This window comes from Paenibacillus sp. LX16 (genome assembly GCF_036252815.1).
In the GTDB taxonomy this organism is placed as follows: domain Bacteria; phylum Bacillota; class Bacilli; order Paenibacillales; family Paenibacillaceae; genus Paenibacillus; species Paenibacillus polymyxa_B.
In genome coordinates this window covers 4,624,649-4,650,168 of the sequence record NZ_CP141152.1, presented here as the reverse complement: position 1 = coordinate 4,650,168, position 25,520 = coordinate 4,624,649, and the positions used below count along the sequence as shown (strand labels likewise).

At 46.4% G+C, this 25,520-nt stretch carries 22 protein-coding genes and 1 riboswitch; of the genes, 16 read left to right on the top strand and 6 right to left on the bottom strand.

All coding sequences use genetic code 11. The annotated features are described in order from the left end of the window. The first annotated feature begins 55 nt into the window (after positions 1 to 55). From T3H97_RS20810 to uvrC, 4 genes are all read left to right on the top strand, one after another. Positions 56 to 1,573, top strand: coding sequence for a replication initiation and membrane attachment family protein (locus T3H97_RS20810; protein ID WP_061830115.1), 1,518 nt, complete (start codon positions 56 to 58; stop codon positions 1,571 to 1,573). Between the two features lie 53 nt (positions 1,574 to 1,626). Further along, positions 1,627 to 2,574 (top strand): primosomal protein DnaI, encoded by a 948-nt coding sequence (gene dnaI, locus T3H97_RS20805; RefSeq protein ID WP_029518246.1) that lies wholly within the window; start codon positions 1,627 to 1,629, stop codon positions 2,572 to 2,574. Positions 2,575 to 2,699: 125 nt separating this feature from the next. Next, on the top strand, positions 2,700 to 3,017 hold the full coding sequence (trxA, locus tag T3H97_RS20800) for a thioredoxin (protein WP_010347861.1): 318 nt from the start codon (positions 2,700 to 2,702) through the stop codon (positions 3,015 to 3,017). A 161-nt stretch (positions 3,018 to 3,178) separates the two neighbouring features. Beyond that, positions 3,179 to 5,263: an excinuclease ABC subunit UvrC gene (gene uvrC, locus T3H97_RS20795; RefSeq protein WP_328800765.1), complete on the top strand. Its 2,085-nt coding sequence runs from the start codon at positions 3,179 to 3,181 to the stop codon at positions 5,261 to 5,263. Here the strand turns inward: uvrC and T3H97_RS20790 are convergent. After that, complete coding sequence (locus tag T3H97_RS20790) at positions 5,232 to 6,962, bottom strand: CPBP family intramembrane glutamic endopeptidase (protein WP_328800764.1); 1,731 nt, start codon at positions 6,960 to 6,962, stop codon at positions 5,232 to 5,234. The two genes, uvrC and T3H97_RS20790, sit on opposite strands and share 32 nt — an antisense overlap. Positions 6,963 to 7,223: 261 nt before the next feature. Next, a riboswitch (cyclic di-AMP (ydaO/yuaA leader) is annotated at positions 7,224 to 7,368 on the top strand. Between the two features lie 283 nt (positions 7,369 to 7,651). Here T3H97_RS20790 and T3H97_RS20785 point away from each other — a divergent pair. Together T3H97_RS20785 and T3H97_RS20780 are read left to right on the top strand one after the other, a co-directional pair. Continuing rightward, the gene (locus T3H97_RS20785) at positions 7,652 to 8,992 is read left to right on the top strand and encodes a TrkH family potassium uptake protein (protein WP_103050007.1); all 1,341 of its coding nucleotides are present in this window, start codon (positions 7,652 to 7,654) and stop codon (positions 8,990 to 8,992) included. A gap of 106 nt (positions 8,993 to 9,098) precedes the next feature. Beyond that, a complete protein-coding gene (locus T3H97_RS20780) occupies positions 9,099 to 9,776 on the top strand; it encodes a potassium channel family protein (protein ID WP_028541455.1) in 678 nt (225 codons plus the stop codon). A 5-nt stretch (positions 9,777 to 9,781) separates the two neighbouring features. Here the strand turns inward: T3H97_RS20780 and T3H97_RS20775 are convergent, their stop codons facing one another. Beyond that, a complete protein-coding gene (locus tag T3H97_RS20775) occupies positions 9,782 to 10,687 on the bottom strand; it encodes a LysR family transcriptional regulator (protein WP_028541456.1) in 906 nt (301 codons plus the stop codon). 226 nt (positions 10,688 to 10,913) lie between these two features. Between T3H97_RS20775 and T3H97_RS20770 the strand changes: the two genes are divergently transcribed. The 9 genes from T3H97_RS20770 to T3H97_RS20730 all read left to right on the top strand — a co-directional run bounded on the left by T3H97_RS20770 (position 10,914) and on the right by T3H97_RS20730 (position 20,529). Next, positions 10,914 to 11,588 (top strand): succinate dehydrogenase cytochrome b558 subunit, encoded by a 675-nt coding sequence (locus tag T3H97_RS20770; protein ID WP_103050010.1) that lies wholly within the window; start codon positions 10,914 to 10,916, stop codon positions 11,586 to 11,588. Between the two features lie 93 nt (positions 11,589 to 11,681). Beyond that, positions 11,682 to 13,427 (top strand): succinate dehydrogenase flavoprotein subunit, encoded by a 1,746-nt coding sequence (gene sdhA / locus T3H97_RS20765; RefSeq protein ID WP_061830109.1) that lies wholly within the window; start codon positions 11,682 to 11,684, stop codon positions 13,425 to 13,427. 19 nt (positions 13,428 to 13,446) lie between these two features. Further along, on the top strand, positions 13,447 to 14,214 hold the full coding sequence (sdhB, locus tag T3H97_RS20760) for a succinate dehydrogenase iron-sulfur subunit (protein ID WP_013311795.1): 768 nt from the start codon (positions 13,447 to 13,449) through the stop codon (positions 14,212 to 14,214). A gap of 170 nt (positions 14,215 to 14,384) precedes the next feature. Then, entirely contained in the window at positions 14,385 to 15,194 is an 810-nt protein-coding gene (locus tag T3H97_RS20755) for an AAC(3) family N-acetyltransferase (RefSeq protein ID WP_328800763.1), read from the top strand. A gap of 65 nt (positions 15,195 to 15,259) precedes the next feature. After that, a complete protein-coding gene (locus T3H97_RS20750; protein ID WP_328800762.1) occupies positions 15,260 to 16,204 on the top strand; it encodes a metallophosphoesterase in 945 nt (314 codons plus the stop codon). A 105-nt stretch (positions 16,205 to 16,309) separates the two neighbouring features. Beyond that, entirely contained in the window at positions 16,310 to 17,050 is a 741-nt protein-coding gene (locus T3H97_RS20745; protein WP_025724028.1) for a metallophosphoesterase family protein, read from the top strand. Between the two features lie 51 nt (positions 17,051 to 17,101). Further along, positions 17,102 to 17,710: a GNAT family N-acetyltransferase gene (locus tag T3H97_RS20740; protein WP_076294215.1), complete on the top strand. Its 609-nt coding sequence runs from the start codon at positions 17,102 to 17,104 to the stop codon at positions 17,708 to 17,710. 182 nt (positions 17,711 to 17,892) lie between these two features. After that, positions 17,893 to 18,897, top strand: coding sequence for an AraC family transcriptional regulator (locus tag T3H97_RS20735; RefSeq protein ID WP_104497955.1), 1,005 nt, complete (start codon positions 17,893 to 17,895; stop codon positions 18,895 to 18,897). A 180-nt stretch (positions 18,898 to 19,077) separates the two neighbouring features. Next, positions 19,078 to 20,529, top strand: coding sequence for an MFS transporter (locus T3H97_RS20730; protein ID WP_328800761.1), 1,452 nt, complete (start codon positions 19,078 to 19,080; stop codon positions 20,527 to 20,529). A gap of 104 nt (positions 20,530 to 20,633) precedes the next feature. Here T3H97_RS20730 and T3H97_RS20725 read toward each other — a convergent pair whose 3' ends face one another. After that, positions 20,634 to 21,470, bottom strand: coding sequence for a Rossmann-fold NAD(P)-binding domain-containing protein (locus T3H97_RS20725; RefSeq protein WP_442955623.1), 837 nt, complete (start codon positions 21,468 to 21,470; stop codon positions 20,634 to 20,636). 271 nt (positions 21,471 to 21,741) lie between these two features. Here T3H97_RS20725 and T3H97_RS20720 point away from each other — a divergent pair, with 271 nt between their 5' ends. Further along, positions 21,742 to 22,497 (top strand): alpha/beta fold hydrolase, encoded by a 756-nt coding sequence (locus tag T3H97_RS20720; protein ID WP_328800760.1) that lies wholly within the window; start codon positions 21,742 to 21,744, stop codon positions 22,495 to 22,497. 45 nt (positions 22,498 to 22,542) lie between these two features. Here T3H97_RS20720 and T3H97_RS20715 read toward each other — a convergent pair whose 3' ends face one another. From T3H97_RS20715 to T3H97_RS20705, 3 genes are all read right to left on the bottom strand, one after another. Continuing rightward, the gene (locus tag T3H97_RS20715) at positions 22,543 to 23,283 is read right to left on the bottom strand and encodes a GTP pyrophosphokinase (protein WP_328800759.1); all 741 of its coding nucleotides are present in this window, start codon (positions 23,281 to 23,283) and stop codon (positions 22,543 to 22,545) included. A gap of 155 nt (positions 23,284 to 23,438) precedes the next feature. Continuing rightward, positions 23,439 to 24,248, bottom strand: coding sequence for a histidinol-phosphatase (locus T3H97_RS20710; protein WP_190297902.1), 810 nt, complete (start codon positions 24,246 to 24,248; stop codon positions 23,439 to 23,441). Positions 24,249 to 24,308: 60 nt separating this feature from the next. Next, complete coding sequence (locus T3H97_RS20705; protein WP_328800758.1) at positions 24,309 to 25,211, bottom strand: LysR family transcriptional regulator; 903 nt, start codon at positions 25,209 to 25,211, stop codon at positions 24,309 to 24,311. Between the last annotated feature and the right edge of the window lie 309 nt (positions 25,212 to 25,520).

The following is a 25,520-nucleotide window of genomic DNA, read 5'->3' as shown; positions in this document are numbered from 1 at the left end:
ATAGAATAGAAAAACATCTTGGAGACCGTTATGTCAGGAAAGGAAGAATGTTGGAATGCGGATGAAAAACCTGCTGCACTATACTGAGAACCACCGCTACTGCGTTTATCGGGAATTTGGCTTGAGCGCACTGGATGAATTGATGCTGGGAAGCGTCTATCAGCCGATGGTAGGCGCATTTGCGGTCAGTCTGTATCGACTGTTGTTCCAGCATGTGCCAGTCGGACAAATCGGTTATTCGCCGTTGGAACAGCAGCGTCGCCTTTTTCTGACACTGGGACTGGAGCCGAGTGAGAAGGGACGCAAGTATTTGATTGAACAAACCTCCAAGCTGGAGGCCGTCGGTCTGTTACAGACGTCCAGGCTGTATGCACCCGAAACGGACGACTATATGTATGAATATGAGATGCAGCCGCCGCTTGCACCTGCTGAGTTTTTCAGAACACAGCATCTCACCCTTTTGTTGAGAGACAAGATTGGTAAGTTTGCAGTGCTCTCTCTGAGAGAATCGTTGTGGAGCAGGGAATCTAGCGAATGGTCGCAATCTTCCTATAATAAAGAGAATATTTCGATTCCTTTCTACGAGTTATTTGAATTGAATACCCATGTTATAGATTATGAACTGGAGCAGGCGCTGTCCGAGGTGTCCACTAGCCGTCAGACTGGAGCACTAGCGTCAGAATCGGAGGAAGCATTGAATTATGCGGATATTATTCTCCGTTTTCCGCGTGAATCTGCCAATCGTAAGCACGTGGAGCGTCTTCGGTTTGAGCACGAGCAGTTAGGCATGGTCAATTACGTTGTTCGCAAATTTGACCTTTCCGTACAGGATATCAGTCGCTTGCTGGATGAGGATGGTATTTTTACCGAAGCAGGCGATTTGTTGCTTGACGAGCTTCAGCTTCGGGCTAGTCAGCACTCCAGACAGGATCGGAAGCGTCAGGAGGAACAGCAGGTACAGGCCGCCAAAGTGGTCGCCTTGCGCCAGAGGGAAACTTCCACATCTGAAGAGCCGCCTGCAGAACAGGCTGTGGAAATGGAATTTTATGTGGAGGTTCCACCACAATTCACAGCCAAGTGTGACATTCACCAATATAATATGATGTTGCGCAACGAGCCTTATCGTCGTTTGCTGCAAACCTTTTTCCCCGGCACGGTTCCCGGTAACCTGCTGGATATATTCGAGAAAATTGATATCAGCTATAAGCTACCCGGTGAAGTCATCAACGTGCTGATTCATTATTTGATGTCTCTGCTCGTATCTGGGAGCGATCAGCGGATTAACCGCAACTTTGTCGAGGCCGTTGCTTCCAACATGCTGCTTAAGCAGGTAAACACTTACGAAAAAGCCGTCCAATATATAAGGGATCAAGCCAAGGTAAAAGGAAAACAGTCCTCTGCTTCTCCTTCCGGCGGCCGATCCCGCGCGTATGCCAAAAATAACGGGCCTGCCAAGCCATCCATTCCAATCGTACAGGATCATCCTTCTGAGGAGTCTGTATCTGAGGAAGAATTGGATGAACTGCTGCGTCTGGCCGAACGAATGCAATCCGGTAAACAGAAAAAGGTGTAGGTAGATTTTAAGGTGTCCATAACTCTGCACATTTTAAGAAAGGAGGAGCGTTCTTGGAATCACTGGGCGATTTGCTACAGCAGATGCAGAACCCTTCGTTTCGCCAGCGCACTCGCAATGTAGCGGATCAGGTTCTAAATGATCCGCTCGTGCAGGAATTTTGTGCTGCGCATCCTGATGTGGACGAAACACAATTGCGACTCAACATGAGCATGCTCTTTCAGTATGCCCGGGATCGTCGAAATTGCGACAATTGTCCGGGACTGGAACGGTGTCCTAACGATTTTCAGGGCCACTTTTGCAAGCTGGGCGTGGAATATCCGAATGGAACTGCTGAAATTGTAGACATTCGGACCCCATGTGCGAAGCAGATTGCTTCCCAACATGAGCAACGGGTGCGTGAGCGGATTAAAAGCTTCTATGTGGATGAACGTGCACTTCTGGAGGGATATAACGCCCTTGAAATTGCGCGCAAAGATTCACAACGTATGCCTGCTGTCACACAGCTATTCCGCTACATTGAAGAAACAAAAAGTCAGGGACTATCGAAAAAAGGACTGTATCTGGAGGGGACATTTGGTACGGGCAAAACCTTTTTGATGGGTTATCTGTTGCACGAGCTGGCTCTGTCGGGTCTGAACGGTGTGATTGTGTATATGCCTGATTTTGTGGAGGACTTAAAGTCCATGATCCAGGATGGGCAGAAGCTGAAGGAAACAACCGAAATGCTCAAAAATTGTGATTTGCTCGTATTTGACGATATTGGTGCCGAAAATTTAAGCCCGTGGGTACGGGATCACGTGATGGGCTCTATTTTGAATTACCGAATGAACCGCAAACCTACCTTTTATACTTCCAATTACTCATTGCAGGGGCTGGAGAAGCATCTCAGCTTTACGAGTAAGGATGGAGAGGAAATGTACAAGGGACAACGGTTGATGGACCGGATTCGTCCTTTTGTAGATGTCATTACCGTAAAGGGAAAAAATCAGCGGGGATAAGCGTTTATCCGTCTGCTATTTTGATATCTTACAATTAAAAGACTATTGTGATATAATTAAAAGGTGTCGAAACAGACATTACAGGTTATAATAATCTTGACTTTTCTATAAAGGAGGAACATACAATGGCAATTGTTAACGTGTCCGATCAATCCTTCAACGCAGAAGTCGAAGGCACAGGAACCGTTTTGGTTGATTTTTGGGCGCCATGGTGCGGTCCTTGCAAAATGATCGCTCCTATTTTGGAGGATCTGTCCACAGAAGTTGGCGACAGCGTCAAAATCGCGAAGGTGAACGTGGATGAAAATCCAGAGTCTGCTTCCCGTTTCGGTGTGATGAGTATTCCGACCCTGATCGTTTTCAAAGACGGACAGCCTGTTGATAAAGTGGTAGGTCTGAACTCCAAAGAAGCGCTGAAAAGCATGCTTACTAAACACCAATAATCATCGCATGTGACCCATGCTCCCGCGGGGGCTTGGTGGAGCGGCCATGAAAGGTCAATGCCTCCGGTTGTAAATACCGGGGGCGTTTTTGTGTATTATTCCTATATATTATAAGTAGTTAGTTGAGTCATCATTTAAGAATGGAAGGAGGAACCGGGCAAATGAAACCTTATGCGGAGGACTTGCAGGCTCAGGAGAAGGCGCTGGAGAACATACGGCACAAATTAGCGTTACTGCCGGATGCATCAGGCTGTTACCTGATGAAGAATAGCGAAGGCACCATTATTTATGTCGGCAAGGCCAAAGTGTTGAAAAGCCGGGTCCGTTCCTATTTTACAGGTAGCCATAACGGCAAGACGCAGCGACTGGTTTCCGATATCCGTGATTTTGAATATATCGTTACAGGCAGTAATATGGAGGCGCTCATTTTGGAGTGCAACCTCATTAAAAAGTACCAGCCGCGTTATAACGTGCTATTGAAGGATGATAAAACCTTTCCGTATTTGAAAATTACGAACGAGGCACACCCCAAGCTGGAGGTGACCCGTCGCGTTCTGAAAGATAAAGCAAAATATTTTGGACCGTACCCCAATTCCTACGCGGCACATCAGACGAAGAAGCTGCTGGATCGTATGTATCCGTTACGCAAGTGTGGTGTGATGCCCAAGGAAGTATGCCTGTATTATCACATGCATCAATGTTTGGGGCCTTGTGTGAAAGAGGTCGAGAAGGAAACGTATGACCAGATTGGTCAGGAGATTGGTTCCTTTTTAAGCGGGGGACATGAGGAAATTAAAAAGGATCTTCAGCGTAAAATGCAGGAGGCCGCAGAGGAATTGTACTTTGAGCGGGCCAAGGAGCTGCGAGATCAGATTATCAGTATCGACGCGATGATGGAAAAGCAGAAAATCACCACATCAGATGCGAAGGATCGAGATGTATTCGGTTTTTCAGTAGATAAGGGCTGGATGTGTGTACAAATCCTATATGTCCGCAAAGGTAAAATGATCGAGCGCCATATGTCGACTTTTCCTTTCTATGGTGAGGCTTACAGTGATTTTATGTCCTATGTGACGCAATATTATAGTGATAACCCGGCAGTGCCGCAAGAAATATTGCTGCCAGATTCTCCTAAGTTGATGCAGGCGGAACAGGTCAATGTCGATCAACCGGTTGCGGCAGAAACTGTACTCCACAGTGCAGTTACAGCCGATGCTACCGGACAGACAGATGAGAAAGCGGTACAAACGGAGACAGAGCATTCTGCTGACTCATTGCTGGTGGCTGAAGAACGGGCAACTTATGCAGCAGCAACAAATCAAGATCAAGTTGGTGACCAAGATACCGGAGTAAAGGAAACAGAAACCCAACTATCCGGTGGACTGGAGGACCCGAGTACGGCGGCTCTCGCTCTGGCTGAATGGTTGGATGTAAAGGTACTTGTACCGCAGCGTGGACTGAAAAAGCAAATGACAGGCATGGCGACGGAAAATGCACGTGTTGCTTTGGATGAGAAGTTTAAGCTGATCGAGCGGGATGAGGAACGGACATCCAAAGCTGCAAGCAATCTCGGACGTGCCATTGGGCTGGATAGCTTGCACCGGGTGGAGGCGTTTGATAACTCCAACATCCAGGGTTCCGATCCAGTCTCAGCCATGATCGTGTTTATTGATGGCAAGCCTGCCAAGAAGGAGTATCGAAAATATAAGATCCGTTCTGTGCAGGGACCCGATGATTATGAAACGATGCGTGAGGTTATCCGACGTAGATATGAACGTGTGCTTAAGGAAAATTTGGAACGTCCCGACTTGATCGTTGTCGATGGTGGACGTGGACAAATTAAGGCGGCGACCGATGTATTGCAAAATGAGCTGGGTTTGTTCATTCCTGTGTGTGGACTGGTGAAGGATGCCAAACATAGAACTTCCCAACTATTAGTGGGAGAGTCCTCTGAGGCCGTGACACTTGCACGCAATAGCGAAGAATTTTATCTGCTGCAACGGATTCAGGACGAGGTTCACCGTTTTGCCATCACGTTCCACCGCGAGCAACGCGGCAAATCTATGGTAACTTCCCGGCTGGATTCTATTCCAGGCATCGGCGAGAAACGGCGTAAGTTACTGCTTAAGCATTTTGGATCGCTCAAAAAAATAAGAGAGGCCAGTGTCGAAGACTTCCGGCCTCTCTCTATTGGGGATAAGCTTGCGCGTCAGATTATAGCTGCCCTTCAGGAGGAGGAGTCGTAGAATGCGGCTCCTCTTTTTTTATAGGTTCAAACATAATTCGATTCGGCTTTTTAGGACTAAACCAATAAATGATGTAACCCACAATGGCTGGAAGTAAGATCCAGAATAGACCCGCGCTCACGTTCACAGTATCTCCCAGACTCATCACACTAAGTCCCATTAGAATGCTGTCAAAAATAACGTGGCTGAACATGGCGGCAATAAAGCCGTAACGCAGGAACACAAAACTGAACAGCAAACCAAGAAAAGTCAGCTCAATAGGTCTGGAAATCACCGGATAGATCGGATAAAGTGTATGTCCCAGTGCCCAAATCAGCGTGGTGATCAGACAAGCCACAAAAGTATTTTTCACTATTTTTTTGACCATCGGAATACCAAACAGACGGTAGACAGTCTCTTCTCCAATACCTGCCATCCAGGCCATAATCGGCAGTAGCCATGGATAAGCCATATTGTAAGGGGATTGTGTGGCATCTGTTGTGGAGAATGTATTGAATGTGCGCTCCAGTATAAAGAATAAGATGGATTGTACCCCGAGTAAAATAAAGGCCCACAAGTAGCCAACATACATACTGCGAAGCACATACAGCCCGTAGCCCGGCTCTTTCGCACGTGGCCATGCATTCAGCCCAACCTGACGCATAAGTCCGTCACCGCCGACCAAGGAGAAGTAGAGCGCTACAGCCATGAAGAAGGTAACACCAATCTGGAAAACCATAAGAAATATAAGCATGCCCTTACCGCCTGCTTCTGCTTGCAATAAAGGTAGCATGTTCATGGTCCCAGCTATACTGGCAATAAAGTATATAACGGACAGAACAATGCCGCGTACAAATGAAGTATATCGTCGTGTGAGTGACGCATATACAATGGCAAGTACACCCAGCACAAAGCTAAATAGGGCATAACCCGCATAGGTCATCCAATTCGCCCAAAATGTTTGCTTTTCGATATATTCAGTATAGGACGACGGGGCTGAAAAGCTTTGAGTGAAGGAGCGAACATCACCGTCTTCAAAAGTAAAAGCCAGTGTAAGTACCGAGGCGCCGATTTTTTTATCGTCTACGGTATACTTTAATCCGCCTTCTTTTTCAGTGGTCGCGAGCTTCAAGTCCGACGGCTTAAAGCCAAAGCGCTTGACCCATACTGCGGCCGTCTGCTCCTTGGCTTCGAGCGTCATGCCGTCCTCAGCCACACGTACAAGCCTGTTACGTGCTTGTTCATCCGTAGAAATATCAGCCTGTGTGTAATTGGTGTTGGAGGTGATCCGTTTAAAGCTTACGACCTTCCCAGTGGATAAATCTACATGAATTTGCAGTTTGCTCTTCGCTGAGGATTCAGGCAGATCGACCCGAAAGGTTTCGTAAGGGTAACTTTTTTTCCATGTACGGTCGTACTGTTGAAGCAGTTTTTCTCTAGATAAATAACCGTACAAATCTGTTTCGGCCTGATAGGTCACGACAGGCTCCTCTGGCTGTGATTCAGTATAGCCCAGCTCGGAGCGGGCGAAGTCCAATGCGTGTATGACCGCTTCTTGTTTGCTGATGACCTTTGCGTTCATTACTGATTCTGGACTCGGATTGCTAAGCGAGGGAATAAGCAATTGAAAGATAAAAAAGCAAATCAGGCCAATCCCGCCCAGCAAGCCTAATTTTTTGAAGTTGGCCGTGAGCACGACCGGTTTCCCGATAGGATTCATGAGTTTCCTCCTTAATCTGTAAATAAGAACATCCATTAAAGATATCATACTGCACAGGTTCCCGCCAACAGACCAGCGATATTCATGAAAATAGAGCGAAAGCACTTTAAAGTTCCAATAAAATAAGATAAGCTGCGATTAAACGTTGCCCATTCGCAAAATAAAGCCAATATCACGTTTTTTCGGCGAAATCGGTTTTGTGCTCTGGATATAGAAGGATTATAATCTTGAGGCAATGCCTATGAAATACATAGGTAATGATATACAATTGAGCCGAATTTCTATGGGAAAACGGGGGAACCATGTTACTGGGGTGAATTTTACAACCGATCCTGGAAGTGTAAATAGGGCATACTGTGCTGCCCGAATCCGTCAGCTAACCTCGTAGGCTATGAGCAGGAACCAAGTCAGGCACTCGGTTTTCCGGTGTCTTTTTTGTGTGTATAAAAGTGTAAAAGTTTGCTGAGTTAAGGACGCTGCGCGCCATTAGCACAGGGGGATCGAATAGTGCTTGACATGCATTCTTCCTGTATTCAGGGAATGCTAATTATAGTTACTTAAGGTTTGGAAAAATCAAAAAATTCAGGGGCAACGACGATCGGAAGATCAAATGGAACGCGTAGCGAGCTTACACCGTATTAAATCACTGTTTTTATAGTTTTAAGGATTAGGAGAGAAGTGATGAATAGATGAATCCCAATGCAAGCTGGCTCCGGCTTTCTCCACCGCAGATATTCGTTGCGGGCTTTGCCATTATCATTCTAATAGGTAGTTTATTGTTAATGCTGCCGATCTCTAATACAACAGGAAAACCACTTGCGTTTATAGACGCTTTGTTTACTGCCGCCTCTGCGACCTGTGTAACCGGGCTTGTCGTAAAGGATACCGGTCTCTTTTTTACCACTTTTGGTCAAGTTGTCATCGTTGCGCTGATCCAGATCGGCGGTCTTGGCTTTATGACCATGGCTACCTTGATTGCACTGGTGTTCAAGCGTCGGATTTCCCTGCGGGAGCGTCTCATTTTGCAGGAAGCGATGAATCAGACTTCTGTAGAGGGAATTGTCGGGTTAATCCGTAAGGTATTACTGTACTCACTGGTTATTGAAGGCGTATGCGCTACGATATTCTCGGTTCGCTGGTCCTTTGATATGCCCGTAGGCAGGGCGATTTATTTTGGAATCTGGCATGCCATCTCCATGTTTAACAATGCTGGTTTTGATTTATTCGGTGAATTTCGTAGCTTGACAGGTTATGTATATGATCCGATTGTTAATTTTACCGCAATGTTTCTGATTATTTCTGGCGGCATTGGTTTTGTAGTGATGTCAGACCTGGCAGAATATCGCAAGCGCAAGAGACTGTCCTTGCATACCAAGGTGGTACTCAGCATGACGGGCGCTATGATTGTAGTCGGCACGCTCGTGATTTTTGTATTTGAGTTTACGAATCCGAAGACTCTGGGCTCGCTTGATTGGGGTGGTAAGCTACTGGGATCTTTATTCCAGTCCGTTACTCCCCGTACCGCAGGTGCCAATACCTTGGACATTGCAGGCTTGCGGCAGGCTACGCAGTTTTTTATCATCATACTCATGTTTATCGGGGCTTCTCCTGGCTCTACTGGAGGCGGGATTAAGACCACAACATTCGCCCTGCTCATTGGAGCGGTGATTTCGATGCTGCGGGGGCGGGAAGATATTGTACTGTTCAAGTACCGACTTGCGCAGGGACGAATTTACAAGGCTTTGACCATTACACTGCTGGGGTTGCTGTTCGTGATCGGGGTAACGATGATTTTGTCGGCAACTGAAGATCATCATTTTCTGATGATCTTGTTCGAGACGGTGTCTGCGTTTGGTACGGTGGGGCTGTCGATGGGGCTTACACCTGATTTGACAGTCATAGGCAAGCTGGTGATCACCCTAACGATGTTTGCAGGTAGACTGGGCCCACTCACGCTAGCTTATGCACTGGGGCCGAAAAAGGGTAAAGAATTATATCGTCATCCGGAAGGCAAAATGATTATAGGATGAATCATTTCATAATATGCAGTATACATTTCGTGGGTTTAATCATTTCAGGATTTTGCAAAATCCTCATTTATGAAATTGATTCAGATAAGGGAGTTTTCGAGTAGATATGAAAACGCAGCAGTTTGTAGTTATTGGCTTGGGGAGGTTTGGCTCAAGCCTGGCTTTGCAATTGGTGGATATGGGGTGCGAGGTGCTAGGCATTGACCGGAATGAGGATGTTGTGGACAGTATGAGTGAGATGTTGACACATACTGTCGTGGCGGACGCTACCGATGAAGACTCGTTGCGATCACTGGGCATCCGTAATTTCGATTGTGGCATTGTTGCTATTGGTGATGACATTCAGGTAAGCATCCTCACCGCCATTTTGCTGAAGGAGCTGGGTGTGAAAAAAGTCGTAGCCAAAGCCATATCTGTGCTGCACGGGCGTGCGTTAGAGAAGCTCGGTGTAGACCGGATCATTTATCCAGAACGGGATATGGGTATCCGGGTGGCTCACCAGCTAGTCACGCCTAATTTGCTCGATTATTTGGAGTTGTCTAAGGAATACAGTATTGTGGAACTCAATGTACCTGCATGTCTGAATGGCAAAACGCTAGCAGAGCTAAATGCCCGTACCCGCTTTGGTTGTAGCGTCGTGGCGCTTCATACGGCGAATGGTATCCTGATCGCACCGACGGCTATGGATCGGCTAAAAGCCGACGATATTATGGTCATCATCGGCTCGAATGACAATATCGGTCGCTTTGAGGATGAGGTTGTTAATGTTAATGAAGAGGATTAAATCCTCTACACCATACGGTAGCCTGCAAACGACGCACGTGTCTCGCTAATCCAGCGTCGTGCTGTCGGACCGAGATCGGTCGTCTCCGAGTAAATGAGGGAGGTCGTTCGGCGTGTCTCCTTCAAATCGGGCAAGTACAATGCAGTGAGTCCATTATCCCGTAATAGTTCGCTGCGCAAATAGGATTTGGGTAGCAAGGCAGAAGCCTTACAGGTTGGAAGCAGGCGTACAATTGCCTCGAAGGAGTCGATTTCCATGCGGATATCCGGCATGATGCCGCTGCGCTGGAACAAGTCATCCGTCAGACTGCGGTACCAGGTTCCTTTGGAGAAAATAATCATCGGCAATCCTTGCAGATCTTTCATCGAGGCCGTTCCTGTCTTGACGGTTAATTCATGTCCAATGGGAACAACGAGCTCCAAATGATCATCAAATAGCGGAATGCAACGCAGTCCGGCTTCATGAATGGCAGACCCGACAATACCGGCGTCTGCTTTTTTGTCACGTACAAAGGCGACGATTTCATGGGTTTTACCGGTGAGCAGCTTCAGCTCGGTTTGAGGATGCTTGCTCATGAAAGCTTCGACGAGGGTAGGCAGCGTCGTTTGGAGTGTCGTGAGGCTCGCGCCGAGTGTAAGCATACTCTGAGCTTCATTTTTGTGCTGGGACAGCTTTTGTAAGAAGCGAAGCTGTCGTTGCCGTTGCTCTAGCGCGAATGTATAAACAAATCGGCCAGTGGACGTAATTTCGAGCCGTTTGCCCCGACGATCAAAGAGATTCACACCCAACTCTTCCTCCAGCTTGGCAATTTTGCGAGACAGGGCAGGTTGGGACAGATTCAGCAGTTTGGAGGCTTTATTCAGGCTGGACTGCTCGACAATGACAGCAAAAGCGTTCAAATCCTCAAACAAATCATGCACTTCCTCTCTATATGCAAAAAAGACATAATAATTAATACGTATATTGCAATTCCATTATAAGCCGAAAAGGAGTAACATGAAAGCGACACAAGATGTTCACACTTTTGTTTTTCCTTATAAGGGACACCTTGTTGGACATTTCCTGTCGGGAACTGTCATTTTATATGTTATATTACTATTGAAAACGCTATTATTGGGAGAAGGGAGCATGACCTAGATGAGAGGATTTTATTCCAGAAAGCTGCATTCGCTTCTTGGCGTCATTCCGTTGGCTCTATTTTTTGTTGAGCATTTGGTGACGAACTTCACAGCGGTGGAGGGCGGCAAGGAAGGATTTAATCGCAGCGTGGCCTTCCTGAATGGTTTGCCGCTGGTTATTGTGCTAGAAACGTTATTCATCTACTTGCCATTACTGTTCCACGGAATTTATGGCTTGTATATCGCTTATCAGGCTGACCCGAATGTCAAAAGATTCGGCTATTCACGTAACTGGCGCTTTCTGTTCCAGCGTATTTCCGGTGTCATTACATTTGTATTTATTATCTGGCACGTATACGACACACGCTTTCAGGTGGCTCTGGGTAATGTAACCCATGAGGAGCTAGGCGGCGTCATGCATGGCATCGTGACGAACCCGGTTTATTTCATTTTGTATTTAATCAGTGTCGTTTCGGCATCCTTTCACTTTGCTAACGGACTGTGGGCATTTATGGTCAGTTGGGGGATTACCGTGGGACCACGTGCGCAAAAAGTATCTTCTTATATCTGTATGACCCTATTCGTGGTGGTGTCTATCGGCTTCATCGCTTCCCTGCTTGCATTCCGCAGCGCGGAATTTCAGGAAACGGCAACTGCCTTGGTGCAATGCAGCGCTTTTAAACAGCTACTATAAACGACTCATATCAATTATACATCGTGTTGAGATTCTATTTTCAAACGTAAAAGAGGATTTGGTTAAAATCCTAAAAAAAAGGAGTGAGCAGAAATGGCAGCATCCAACATTATTGTCGTGGGCGGCGGTCTGGCAGGTCTAATGGCTACGATCAAGGCGGCAGAGGCGGGAGTTCACGTTCATTTATTTTCTTTGGTTCCGGTCAAAAGGTCCCACTCCGTTTGTGCTCAAGGCGGCATCAATGGTGCGGTAAATACCAAGGGTGAGGGAGACTCACCCTGGATTCACTTTGATGATTCAGTTTATGGCGGGGACTTTCTGGCCAACCAGCCTCCGGTAAAAGCGATGTGCGAAGCGGCTCCGGGGATCATTCATCTCATGGACCGCATGGGCGTCATGTTTAACCGGACACCGGAAGGACTGCTGGACTTCCGCCGCTTCGGCGGTACCCAGCATCATCGGACCGCCTTTGCTGGTGCGACGACAGGGCAGCAGCTTCTGTATGCTCTTGATGAGCAGGTACGGCGCTGGGAGTCTGCTGGTTTGGTGACCAAGTACGAGAACTGGGAATTTTTACAGGCTGTACTGGATGATGAAGGCATCTGCCGAGGGATTTGCGGGCAGGATTTACGTACGATGGAAGTGAAGACTTTTGCGGCGGATGCAGTTATTTTGGCATCTGGTGGGCCCGGGATTATTTTCGGTAAAACCACGAATTCCGTCATTAATACGGGCACAGCTGCCGGTGCGGTGTATCAGCAAGGGGTACGCTATGCGAACGGTGAGTTTATCCAGATTCATCCGACGGCTATACCAGGTGATGACAAGTTGCGTCTCATGTCCGAGTCGGCACGGGGAGAGGGCGGTCGTATTTGGACGTATAAGGACGGTAAGCCATGGTATTTCCTCGAAGAAAAGTATCCGGCTTACGGGAATCTGGTTCCTCGCGATATTGCGACACGTGAAATATTCAGTGTATGTGTTGATGATGGACTGGGTATTAATGGCGAGAACATGGTCTACCTCGATCTGTCCCACAAGGACCCGAAAGAACTGGATGTAAAGCTGGGCGGCATTATTGAAATTTATGAAAAATTCGTCGGTGACGATCCGCGCAAAATCCCGATGAAAATATTCCCGGCTGTTCATTATTCAATGGGCGGTATGTGGGTCGATTACAATCAGATGACGAATATACCGGGCCTGTTCGCGGCTGGTGAGTGTGAATTCCAATACCACGGAGCGAACCGTTTGGGTGCGAACTCGTTGCTGTCAGCCATTTACGGCGGGATGGTGGCTGGACCTAAGGCTGTGGAGTATATCAAAGGCTTGAAAAAATCTGCACAGGATATAGCTACCTCCGTATTTGATGCGGCAGTTCATCAGCAGACGGAGAAGTATGAGCGTATTTTGCATATGGACGGAAAAGAAAATGCCTATGTTCTTCATAAAGAACTGGGCGAGTGGATGACGAACAACATGACTGTGGTTCGTTATAATGACAAGCTGGAAGCTACGATCCACAAGATCAAGGAGCTGAAGGAGCGTTACTCTAACATTAACATCAATGACGCTTCACGCTGGAACAATGCGGGTGCGGCATTTACACGGCAACTGTGGAATATGATGGAGCTGGCTGAAGCGATGACCAAAGGTGCGCTGCTGCGCAACGAAAGCCGCGGGGCTCATTACAAACCAGATTTCCCGGATCGCAACGATGAGGATTTCCTGAAAACGACGATTGCGGACTGGACACCGGAAGGACCACAAATCTCGTATGAAGCGGTGGATGTTTCGCTGATCAAGCCGCGTATTCGGGATTATTCCAAGAACAAATAACGGAAGGGAGTGTATTTAGATGTCGGAGCAAGCAGTGAAGTCGAATAAAACAGTGAAGTTCGTTGTGACCCGTCAAGCTGATCCTAAAGCCAGTCCCTATACGGAAGAATTCGAATTGGCTTATCGTCCGGGGATGAATGTGATTAGCGCGCTGATGGAAATTCAGCGTAATCCGGTGGACAGCCACGGTAAAGAGACGGCTCCGGTGTGCTGGGAGTCGAATTGCCTAGAGGAAGTATGCGGAGCATGCTCTATGGTGATTAACGGCAAGCCGCGTCAGGCTTGTGCGGCACTTGTCGATAAGCTGGAGCAACCGATTACGATTGCACCGATGAGCACGTTCCCGGTAGTACGGGATTTGGTCATTGACCGCAGCCGGATGTTTAATGCGCTCAAGAAGGTCAAAGCGTGGATTCCGATTGACGGTACCTACGATCTGGGCCCTGGTCCTAGAATGGCAGAGAAAAAGCGTCAGTGGGCGTATGAGCTGTCCAAGTGCATGACCTGCGGTGTCTGTCTGGAAGCTTGCCCGAACGTCAATGAGAAGACGACGTTCATCGGACCTGCGGCGATATCTCAGGTTCGCCTGTTTAACAGCCATCCGACAGGGGAAATGAATCAGGAAGAGCGGCTGGAGGCGTTGATGACGGACGACGGGCTGGAAGGATGCGGGAACTCGCAAAACTGCGTACGCTCTTGCCCGAAAGGCATTCCGTTGACAACTTCCATTGCCGAAATGAACAAGGAAACGACCAAGCACATGTTCAAGCGCTGGCTGACTGTATAGCACTAGACAGCGAATAGGTTTGCCCAAACAGGCTTTTTCTCAAACTGGAGAAAGCCTGTTTTTTGCGCTCAGGAATGATAGAGGGTAACATGGAGGAAGGAGCGCGGGATAGCAGTTATGGTATAATTATGGTATTGTGTATCGTTTTTGGAGAAAAGGAGGCTGGACAGGTGACTGTGCAACCGATAACGAATCGACCTGTCACTAGGTCGGATGTAATGGTGGGATTAAAGGATCTGGGAGTTCGGAGCGGCATGACATTGCTTGTTCACTCGTCGATGCGCAGCTTTGGAGGCTTTGTTCCAGGCGGGGCCTCGGCCATTCTTGCCGCGCTAACCGAAGCAGTTGGCCCAGAAGGGACACTGGTGATGCCGACACAGTCTCATGACTTGACTGATCCCTCGACTTGGATGAACCCGCCTCTGGACGAGTCATGGTGGGAATTAGTACGCGAGGAAATGCCCGCTTATAATCCGGCCTGGACGCTGACCGGGGGGATGGGCATCATTGTGGAAACGTTCCGCGGCCTGCCGGGAACCAAGCGCAGCGGGCATCCGCATGTTTCTCTAGCGGCACGTGGACCGGGTGCTTCAGGCTTGCTGGAAGCGCATGAGCTTGATTTTGGGCTCGGTGAGCATTCGCCCTTGGCAAAGCTGTATGAGGCAGATGCCCATGTACTGCTGTTGGGCTGCGGGCATGACAGCAACACGTCCTTGCATTTGGCGGAATATCGAACAGCCTATAATGGACGAGAAGTGACCATGCATCAAGCTCCTATGATGGTGGATGGAGCAAAAGCGTGGGTATCTTTTCAGGATTTTAATATTACCTCAGATGACTTTGAGAAGCTGGGACTTGATTTTGAACGGGACTGTCCCTCAGCCTTTACGCGAGTGAACATTGGAGAGGCTTCATGTTTTTTCGCGAGGCAACGTGATTTGGTAGACTATGCGGAGCAGTGGTTGTCCATCCATCGCTAAAGCTTCTGGACAGTAAGAATTTCTAAAAAGTGAGATCAAGGAATAGATCGCAAAGGGGAACGCATATGGAGAAGACGCCGCACACCCGCCGCGAGAGTCAGGATGGCCCGCATCAGGGGGCCGCTATCCCTCCCGGTTCTTCGCGGCGTTCCATTTCAAATGAACCAGCCAATCCTTCGCGCCGCCATTTTTTGAAAAAAGCGGCTTTAGCCACAGCCGGAACCGCGCTTCTGGCTGGAGGATATGCTTCCTTATGGGAGCCTAATCATTTGGAAATTACACGCTTCAGATTGTCTCTCCCTCGTCTTCCGTCTGCTTTCGACGGAATCAGGGTTGTACATTTCAGTGATGTGCACTTGGGCTTTCACATGGATGAGCAGGATCTACGCGAGCTTGCGGACCGTATAGCAGGTCTGAAGCCGGACTTGCTCTGTTTTACAGGCGATATTGTAGATGACTATGCAGTATCCATGAAGGCTGCTGTCCCAGTTATGGCTTCGATGCACGCCACACTTGGCAAATTTGCTATTCTGGGCAATCATGATTATAGAGGCTTACCAGCCGGAGTTCAGGAATTATATCCGAAAACCGGATTTACGTTGCTGAGAAACGAACATGCGATTATAGAGCGCGCGGGGCAGCGTGTAGCCATGGTCGGTTTAGAGGATAACATTATGGGCAAGCCCAATCCGCAGCGTGCCATCCACGGGCTACCTGATGAGATGTGCAAGTTGCTGCTAATGCATGAGCCGGACTATGCAGATGTAGCGGCGCAAATGTCCTTTGATCTTCAACTGTCGGGGCATACGCATGGAGGACAGGTACGCTTGCCGGTCATTGGAGCGCCAATGCCGCCTCCGGGTGGACGCAAGTACATCCAGGGGTTATTTCATGTGGGAACAGAGAGAATGCCGCTGTATGTCAGCCGAGGCATTGGCATGACACATCTGCCGATTCGCGTGCTGTGCAGACCAGAGCTTAGTGTCATTACGCTAAAATCCGGCCAATAGGCCATGATCTTTTTTTCATCTTTATCATATATGTTGGAACTACATAAAGATGGCTTGAATGTAGTGTAGAGATGTAGTCGTTTCGGACAAAGGAGTGAGGTTCAGATGGATCGTATTGCTGTCATTTCAGATATTCATGGCAATTGGCCTGCCTGTGAGGCGGTGCTGGAGGATATTGCTTCCCGAGGCATTAGCCGTGTGTTTTGTTTGGGGGATCTGATCGGCAAAGGGCCTAGCCCGTGCGAGGTTCTGGATGCTGTCCGTCAACGTTGTGAAGTGGTCGTGCGGGGGAATTGGGATGAGCTGGTTAGTATTACGGATGATCTCAATTTTAGCTGGCAAGCTGAACGTTTGGGGGCAGAACGAGTGCAGTATTTGGCACAGTTACCGTTTCATTATGATTTCAGAATGAGCGGACGCCGTATCCGTCTGGTGCATGCCTCGCCGCAAAGTGTATATCACCGTGTGCAGCCATGGGATGAGCCGGAAAAACGGCTTGCCATGTTCGATCCGTTAGCAGAAGAAAATGGAAAAGTTGCTTTTGCTCCGGATGTCGTGGGATATGGTGATGTGCACAATGCTTTTATCCAGCATTTTCAGGGAAAAACACTTTTTAACGTCGGTAGTGTCGGGAATCCGTTGGATGTTACGCAGGCTTCCTACTGCATTTTAGAGGGGGAGATGGGAGAGGAGCAGCCTACGTCCTTCTCCATTCATTTTGTACGTGTGCCTTATGATATAGAACTGGCGGTAAAACAAGCGGAGGAAGCTGCTGTACCTTCTTTGCCGTATTATATTCGGGAGCTGCGCACAGGAATTTACCGGGGGATTCAGGACCTGGATTAAGTATGGAAACATTCATTTCTAAAAGCCAATCCATCCGCAGGAGGGGACATTGTGCTGACCAGAGAAATGCTTCGTCTTGGGCTACCGGAGCTTTACGCCCGTCGAGTCCGATTGCGCCAGCTAAGAGCAGAGGATTATCCCGCGCTGGAACGGATCCTATCCGATCCATTGGTGATCCAATATGTGAATCGAATTCGCAAGCCAGTCTATACACGAATGCGGCGTCTGGTTGCGCAAATTAAAGTATCTGCTGATTCACTAGATTCCCTGCATTTTGCGGTGGAATGGCATCAGAGAAATACAGGAGAAAGCAATTTACTTGGTGAGTCCAATGAGCTTACCTCCTCACCGTTGCTCGGTATCGTCTCTTTTCAGCAATGGAATGAAAGAACGGGTGAGGCGCAATTGGGCTATATTCTGGATCGTCCTTTTTGGGGACAGGGGCTGGCTACAGAAATGGTAGGAGAAATGCTGAATTTTGGTTTCGGATCTTTGAAGCTCAAGCGGATCGAAAGTCGTTGCCAAGAGGATAATCAGGCTTCCATGCGCGTGCTTATTAAAAATAAGATGCGCCTGCTGCGTACAATTGGTGCTTATGATCCCTCAGGCGAGGTACCGAGTGTATTGGTATTTTCGATGACCCAAGGGGATTATGCGTAGAAATGGCAGTGGAATATTTTGTTACAAAGATGAAATATAACTGCAAAACAACTCTAACACAGGACGGGTACAATACAGACATGACCCCCTTTTGAATAATATATGTTGCTGGGACCCGATGATTCGGGTCCTCTTTTTTTGTTATCCTATAGTTAGAACCGAACAGGAAAGAAGGGCTGGCATTGGCTTTAAATATATGGAGTGCAGACATTCATCATTTATTTGACCAATTCACTGAGCTTGTGGATGGTCATATTCATCATAAAAAATCGGAGCAACAACTCACGATTCCCCCGCATATGGGTAAGGGAAGTATGACTCGCACACGGATTCGTCCAGGTATGGAAATCGTGGTCACGGATCTCACCTTTGAACAGAATATGAAGCTTCATATTCAGGAGGCTTGTCCGCTCTTTGAACTCAGCTATTGCTTAAACGGTGAAATATACTGTGAATGGAACGGCAAAGAAAGTCATACCAATCGCTTGACCGGGAATGTTTTATATTTAGAGGATGAACTGGTTTATGAGGAAAAGAAGGCAGGCGTTCACCACCAAATGGTGGAAATAAGATGTTCTCCCCAAGAGCTATTTTCTTACGCCGGAGATATTGCAGAAAAGCATAGCATAGAAACATGGTTACAGCGTTACAAAGGGAATATTGACGCCTACGCGGATACGCCCGCCATGCACAAGTGTGTTTATGACATGATACATTGTAACTACAATGGGACGATGAAACGGTTATACATGGAAAGTAAGGCAATGGAGTTTATTGCATTGTTTGGGGAGATGGATGGACATGTAACAAGGGGGACAAGCCATTTTATAAGTCGTGAAGATATTTCAAAGCTCCATAAGGCTCGAGAATTCGTCATACTTCATTTTGAGCACCCCTTGTCGATTCAAGCGTTGGCCCGAAAGGTTGGGCTTAATGAATTCAAGCTAAAGAAAGGATTCCCCCATTTATTCGGAATGACTATTTTTGAAATGGTGCGTAAGCAAAGAATGGAAAAAGCTCTCTGGTACTTGGAAGTTGAACAATTAAACATTGGAGAGACGGCATTTTCAATCGGGTACAGCAACGCCAGTAATTTTACGACAACCTTTCGAAAGTATTATGGTTGTAATCCTAGCGAATATATCAAAAAAATACGTAATCCAGATACATTTACGAATAAATTTTAATGAAACAATCCTTCAAGCATGTCCATCATGTTTGGAGGATTTTTTATTGGTGCTCCTTCTATAGGGATAGAAAATACCTTTGCAGGTAGAGACCCCCTTGCTTTATAGATGATAATGGTTATCAGTTTAGATGAGAAATGAAAAGATTAAAGATGCCCATTATAGGTTGGAGGAACTACAATGAAAGATCGTTTTGCCATAGCCATGACTAATCCTCAAGCAGTACAGCAGGTAGATTCGCGTCGCTGGTACGCATTAGCTCTTATTTTACTTCCTACTTTATTAATTTCACTGAACAACTATATGATGCAGGTTGCCCTTCCGATGATGCAGGCGGACCTGCATGCCAGTTTTTCAGAGGCACAGCTCATATTTACGGGATATTCTCTGGGATTGGCTGTGGCCTTGATATTGGGCGGCAAACTTGGAGATATGTATGGTAGAAGACGCATGTTATGTATCGGGGTGTTGGGATTTACATTGATGGCTCTGTTAGGGGGGATCGTATCGAAGCCTACGTTAATCATTATGATTCGTGTGCTTCAAGGGATATCAGCTGCCATGATTCAACCCCAGGTTCTATCTATCATGCAAAGCAGCTTTCTTCCCAAAGAGAAGGGACTGGTATTTGCAATTTACGGAGCTATCATTGGGGTTGGGTTTACACTTGGTTTAATACTGGGTGGATTTTTGGTAGACTGGAACCTTTTCGGCCTGGGCTGGCGCATCATTTTCTTTTTTAATGTCCCCTTTGGGCTGTTAGTGTTACTCTTTTGTCCTATTATTACGGAATCCTATGGCAGATCCGTGCCGAATATGGATTGGAGTGGGGCTTTTCTGTTGCTTCTTGGTTTATTGCTGTTTGTCTATCCGTTGACAACCGGGCAAAAGCAGGGCTGGGCTTTATGGACATGGGGGTGTCTGCTGTTGTCCATTCTGGTTTTGGTTGCTTTTATAGTTACGCAGATGGGAAAAGAAAAGAGGGAAGGCTCGCCTTTTATTCGTCTATCTATATTTAGAAAGAGTTCATTCGGCGCAGGGATATTGACGGTAATTGTCATCTATCTTAGTATGTTTTCGTTCTTCTTTATTTTAAATTATTATGTACAATCCGGTTTGAAATACAATGTTCGATCCACAAGCATGGTCTTTTTACCGCTTGGTGTTGGCTTTTTTCTCACCTCATTATGGTCGTCCAGGCTAGTAAAGAAGTGGGGGAATAAGGTGTTGAAATCAGGTATGCTAATCATGGGGATTTGTAGCTTTCTGCTCATTGGATCGTTACATCTAGATGCAATCCATTTATGTCATATTCAAAATATCATGATACTAGGTGTATATGGTCTGGGTCTCGGGATGGCCACAACGCCACTGGCCCATGTCGTCCTTGGTACTGTATCGGCTGAAGAGGCAGGAACGGGTTCAGGCTTGTTTACGACCTTTATGTACTTGGCTAATTCGTTGGGAGTCGCTTTGATCGGGTTCTTGTTCTCTTCCTTGCTCAATCACACGCTTTCAGAAGCTAATCTGTCAGATTATATCAGAGCATTCTCTATTTCTGTGGCAGTGAGTGGAGTTCTTGCCTTGGCTGGACTCATTTGCATTTCATTTTGTTACAATGATGAAACATAACTGCAAAGTTACTTTAACATAGAGTGGGTACAACATAGATATGACCCCCTTTGAATTATATATATTGCTGGGACCCGAAGCTTCGGGTCCTCTTTTTTATGATTTTAGGAACGGTTCAGGCGGGTTATCAGCTCTAGAAGCCATTCATTTAGGGAGAGAAATGAGTACCCCTCTGACTGGGCTTTGGACGTATCCATGTACCACGATTGTGTAATACCAAATGGAGACATGTGCTCGTCTGCTGTTTTTTCTTTCACCACAGCTTGTTTTCCCGTTGCCTGCTCAATGATCGAAATGATCTCTCCAATTCTCACTGTACCGTCGGAACAAGCATTTACAGGACCTGTTAAATAAGTGTGACCGAGCCAAAGCAGAAAATCTGCGGCTTCATCGGAACGAATAAATGAGATTTGTGCTGTGGAATTAGGTACTCCGATTTCTGTTCCTTCACGAACATGTTCGATATGAAAATGAAGCCTTTTCGTATAATCATCTGTTCCCAATACAATCGGAAAACGAACAGCGACTACAGGGAATGTAGCTTGTTGCATAAAAACTGCTTCCGCCTGCCGTTTAGCCTCCTGATATGTAAAATCGTCTTTCCCGCCCTTGCGAACCGGGTAAGTTTGAGGATTAAAGATGTTCTCTGTCAGCACTTCCGGGCTCGAATCATAGACGGATAGGCTGGAGGTCACAATATACCTCCTGGCTTTAGCATCAAAAATCCGGCAGGCTTCGCTGGCTTCATCTGGAGAAAAGCAAATATTATCATAAACAATGTCCCACACTTGCTCACCTACCGCCTCTGCGAGCGCTTGCGGGTCGGTACGGTCTGCACAGATCCGCTGAACGCGGTCACCAAACGAATCGCTTGTTTGGCCTCGTGTGAGGATGGTAACGGAGTTCTCGGAACTCTCCAGCAGACGTTCCACCCAATACAAGTACCTTTTTCATACTCTAATCACTCCTTATAAACTTGTTTTCATAGATCAGTATTTTGCAAAAAATCGATTCCAGTCGCTTATTGTTTTTTTGCAAAATCCTCAAATATTAAGGTAGACGAAATAATGACTGTAAAGGGTACAAAGCGAATGAAAAGAGCTTAACATACTTTGATGAAGTGTTCTTAATGCGGAGCCATTTTGCAATCTATCATATACTTAGTTTATTTACATAGTTCATCTAACAGTTAAGTAAAAAAAGGAGGATCATATGCCATACGTAGAGATTCAGGATTTAGAAATGTATTACGAAAAAATGGGTGCAGGAGAACCCGTCATATTTTTGCACAGTCATTATTCAAGAGGAATTCTAGCCTTTTCATCTCAATTACTTGATTTTCAGCAAAAGTATACATGTTATTTTCCCGACCACCGGGGGCATGGCAGAACAAGATGCGATAGCTTGGAATGGAGTACCCCTCAACTCGCAGAAGATGTAATTCATTTTATGGAGGCGCTACATATTTCTACGGCCCATCTTATTGGGTACAGCTGTGGAGGTAATGTGGCTTTATACTGCGCGGTGAAGCACCCTCAAATGTTCGCAACCGTTACGACCATAGGCTGTAGTGGAGTCGCATGTCCTGAGGGGGCAGATGAATTTGAACCGGAGTGGCTCATCAAAAACGAACGTTATGAAATGATTCATCAAATGGTGGAACGGCATGAGGAGGCACATCAGGGGAATTGGCAAGAATTTATGCGACAGAGCGCACAGGATTGGCGCCAATATCCGCAATTGACACGTAACGAGCTAAGCAGCATTACGTGCCCTGCATTATTTATCGCGGGTGAACATGATGATTTCGCCACCGAAGAGCAGCTTCTGGAATTATGCTCATGGGTACAAGACTCACGTTATCTAATTGCTCCGGGTTGTAGTCATCGACCGCACATGCTTAGAGAGAAGCCGATCTTAATCAATGATTCTATTCTTTCATTTTTGAACAAGCATGCAATCCGTTGATCATAAAATCAAATTATTCGCATAGCGGTGGAGCGCCGCCTAATCTTACTCTCCTAGAAGCTTCAAGAAATTGGTCGGCACCGTAATTTGCTGATTATTAATCATAATCTTCCGAAGCTCCTCTATGGAGTCCTCTTCACCTCTAGCGTCTTTAATCTCCTTAATTTCACGATGCAGTCGCTCCATTTGAAGATCGAGCGCATTAGCGGAATCCGCTGCGTTCTTTAATTCACGTGTCAGACTTTCGGGAACGGACTGGTTGTACTTATAAAAGATTTTATGCTCCAGGCTGGCCCAGAAATCCATCGCAATGGTTCGGATTTGCACCTCTACGCAGACTAGCTCCTCACAATCCGACATGAATACAGGGACTTGAACCAACAAATGCAGACTTTGGTAACCGTTCGGCTTGGGATTCTTGATGTAATCCTTAATTTCCAGTACCTTCAAATCACTTTGTCTCTGAAGCATGTTACTGACATCATAAATGTCAGAAATAAAAGAGCAAGTAATACGTAAACCTGCGATATCCTTGATATGATCTTTGATAGCATCGAGCGATAACTCGCTATTTTTACGAATCATTTTATTCATGATGCTCTCAGGAGATTTAAGGCGTGATTTGGTATGCTCAATAGGGCTGTAATCGTGCAATGCTTGAAATTCCTGCTTTAATATTTCAATCTTGGTTTCCATTTCGTCGAGCGCAAATTTATAGATGAGCATAAATCGCGTGATGTCATGCTTTAGCTTTTTGAGTTTGTCCATAGGATCTTCCAAGTGCATATGTAATTCTCCTCACACATAGATGTCATAATCTTGCTAAGCGTTCGCCTTTGCAATGGAATTATCACCTTATAAATTACAATCCCCAACAATTCCATTGCAGCAGCGTTCGTAAGATCAAATGATTTGCGGAGCGGCAATTCCCACCTTGAATTTTAAAGCGCCACAGGAATTTTACGTTTTTCTTTAAAGTAGACCCATTCCCGGAAGCCAATATCCTTCAGCATTGCCTTTACTTCTTCCCAGTCATCGCCTACCCGCGAAGGCTTATGGGCATCCGAACCAAAAGTAACCTCCACACCAAAATGGTGCGCTCTTTCTAAAATAGAAGCAGACGGGTACCATCCGCCACTCAGCTTGGTTTTACCCGAAGTGTTAATTTCAATCGCCACATTGGATTCCGCAATTACCCGCAAGGTTTCATCAATGGCTTCATCAGCAGGAATGTCTGAAAAGGCTGGGAAGTTCCCCTTCATTGCGTCAATATGACCTAAGATCTGAAACATGCCACTTCGCGCGGATTCCTGAATGAGCGCATAGTAGGCTTGTTTGACCTCGATTTTACGAGCGTCGCTTAATTTGTTCCAACGGTTACGGTTAAAAATGCTGTCCCCTTCGACATTATGAATCGACCCAATGAGGTAATCAAATGGATAAGGAGCCAGAGTGGAACGATATAATTCAGCAAAATCAGGAAAATAATCCGTTTCCAATCCGAGGAGCACGTCAATACGGCCTTCGTATTCCTTTTTAAGCTGTTGTACCTCTTCTACGTATTCAGCAAGCTGTGACTTAGCCATATAAATTTTAGGAAAAGCCTGATCCTGTTCGCTGCCCAGGAAAGGGGAATGGTCCGAAATACCAATCGCTTGTAAGCCCGACTGAATGCCGGCTTCAATGTAATCTCGAATGTTTCCGTCTGCATGACCGCAGCGGAAATGATGGGTGTGCAGATCAAATTTCATAGCCTGTCTTCCTTTCGTAATCAGGGTTTATATTTTGTATGGTGTTCATAGTGAATTACGTTATTCAGAACTGGTAAAATTCGTCTCCGGCATCCCCTTCAGATCACTTAAAAATTGCTGCATGGCTGAGTTTAGATATCGGCCGGATTTATAAATCACTCCTACCGGATGACTAACTTCCAGCTCGGGAATATGGATCATTTTTAATGTGCCTGCACGCAGCTCAGAAGTGACCGATAGTCTGGAAATAATGGCAGCACCGAGATTAATTTCGACCATCCGTTTGACTTCCTCACTGCTGGACAACTCGATCACGACATGAGGCGCGATTTGGTGCTTTTTAAATACATCGTCCACGAATTTTCGTCCCACCGTATCGGGAGAGAGCAGAATCAGCGGAATTTCCCGAAGGGCTTCAATGGTAGCATGTGGTTGTGAGGCCAGTGGATGAGTAGGAGACACGACTAGCTCAAAGGAATCGTAGTACAGAACCGAAGTGCTTAAATTGGGATTACGTTCAATTAGATAGCCGATACCAACATCAATAAGTCCGTTCTCCACCTGCTGATAAATCATCGAGGAGGCCATGGATTGAATGGAGGTTTTGATGAGAGGGAACTGATCCTGAAAGTAGGAAAGCACGCGCGGTAAAATTTGAATGGCGATGGATGTTGTGGTACCCAGCGCAATGTGACCCTGCGGTGTTTCGTTTAAATCATACAATTTTTGTTTTAATTCCTCGACAACCTCTAATATGCGCTCGGCGTGCTCCAAAAAAACAGCTCCCCGGTCGGTCAGGGTGACAGGCTGGTTGCGGTCAATCAGAATGGTTTTGAACTCATCTTCAAGACTTTTGATTTGGGCGGACACCGCCGGCTGCGTCAAATTGAGAAGTTCTCCGGCTTTGCGGAAGCTCATCGTTTTGGAAATCATGATCAGCGTTTCAAGTTGACTGATGTTCATGAAGTTCCTCCTCTCTTTTCTTAATTTTGTCGCAGCTGTATAGAATAAATATTTTTAGCCAATCCATAGGTTCATATGTAAAACCGTCGTTATGCTTTATTTCATTAAATTATAGGTTATTCGAGCAGGAAGGGCAATGAATCGAAGCAGAGCACCTTAAAGTGTGGTATATTGGGAAATAAAGACTAAAGTCCTGATATCCTTCAAAAATAATCAATCTAAAACCGGTAAGAAGTAAAGATATAGGACATTATTCACATTTTTTGTGATTTAGCTATAAAAAATTACCGGGTAGCTGTCGATAAGTGA

What these genes read in the sequence shown, in the direction of transcription:
- T3H97_RS20745 (WP_025724028.1), top strand. Translation starts at nt 16,310, where the DNA reads ATGGATCGTATTGCTGTCATTTCAGATATTCATGGCAATTGGCCTGCC.
- T3H97_RS20715 (WP_328800759.1), bottom strand. Translation starts at nt 23,283, where the DNA reads ATGCACTTGGAAGATCCTATGGACAAACTCAAAAAGCTAAAGCATGAC.
- T3H97_RS20780 (WP_028541455.1), top strand. Translation starts at nt 9,099, where the DNA reads ATGAAAACGCAGCAGTTTGTAGTTATTGGCTTGGGGAGGTTTGGCTCA.
- T3H97_RS20730 (WP_328800761.1), top strand. Translation starts at nt 19,078, where the DNA reads ATGAAAGATCGTTTTGCCATAGCCATGACTAATCCTCAAGCAGTACAG.
- T3H97_RS20710 (WP_190297902.1), bottom strand. Translation starts at nt 24,248, where the DNA reads ATGAAATTTGATCTGCACACCCATCATTTCCGCTGCGGTCATGCAGAC.
- T3H97_RS20790 (WP_328800764.1), bottom strand. Translation starts at nt 6,962, where the DNA reads ATGAATCCTATCGGGAAACCGGTCGTGCTCACGGCCAACTTCAAAAAA.
- T3H97_RS20785 (WP_103050007.1), top strand. Translation starts at nt 7,652, where the DNA reads ATGAATCCCAATGCAAGCTGGCTCCGGCTTTCTCCACCGCAGATATTC.
- T3H97_RS20720 (WP_328800760.1), top strand. Translation starts at nt 21,742, where the DNA reads ATGCCATACGTAGAGATTCAGGATTTAGAAATGTATTACGAAAAAATG.
- T3H97_RS20810 (WP_061830115.1), top strand. Translation starts at nt 56, where the DNA reads ATGCGGATGAAAAACCTGCTGCACTATACTGAGAACCACCGCTACTGC.
- T3H97_RS20770 (WP_103050010.1), top strand. Translation starts at nt 10,914, where the DNA reads ATGAGAGGATTTTATTCCAGAAAGCTGCATTCGCTTCTTGGCGTCATT.
- sdhA (WP_061830109.1), top strand. Translation starts at nt 11,682, where the DNA reads ATGGCAGCATCCAACATTATTGTCGTGGGCGGCGGTCTGGCAGGTCTA.
- T3H97_RS20705 (WP_328800758.1), bottom strand. Translation starts at nt 25,211, where the DNA reads ATGAACATCAGTCAACTTGAAACGCTGATCATGATTTCCAAAACGATG.
- sdhB (WP_013311795.1), top strand. Translation starts at nt 13,447, where the DNA reads ATGTCGGAGCAAGCAGTGAAGTCGAATAAAACAGTGAAGTTCGTTGTG.
- uvrC (WP_328800765.1), top strand. Translation starts at nt 3,179, where the DNA reads ATGAAACCTTATGCGGAGGACTTGCAGGCTCAGGAGAAGGCGCTGGAG.
- trxA (WP_010347861.1), top strand. Translation starts at nt 2,700, where the DNA reads ATGGCAATTGTTAACGTGTCCGATCAATCCTTCAACGCAGAAGTCGAA.
- T3H97_RS20750 (WP_328800762.1), top strand. Translation starts at nt 15,260, where the DNA reads ATGGAGAAGACGCCGCACACCCGCCGCGAGAGTCAGGATGGCCCGCAT.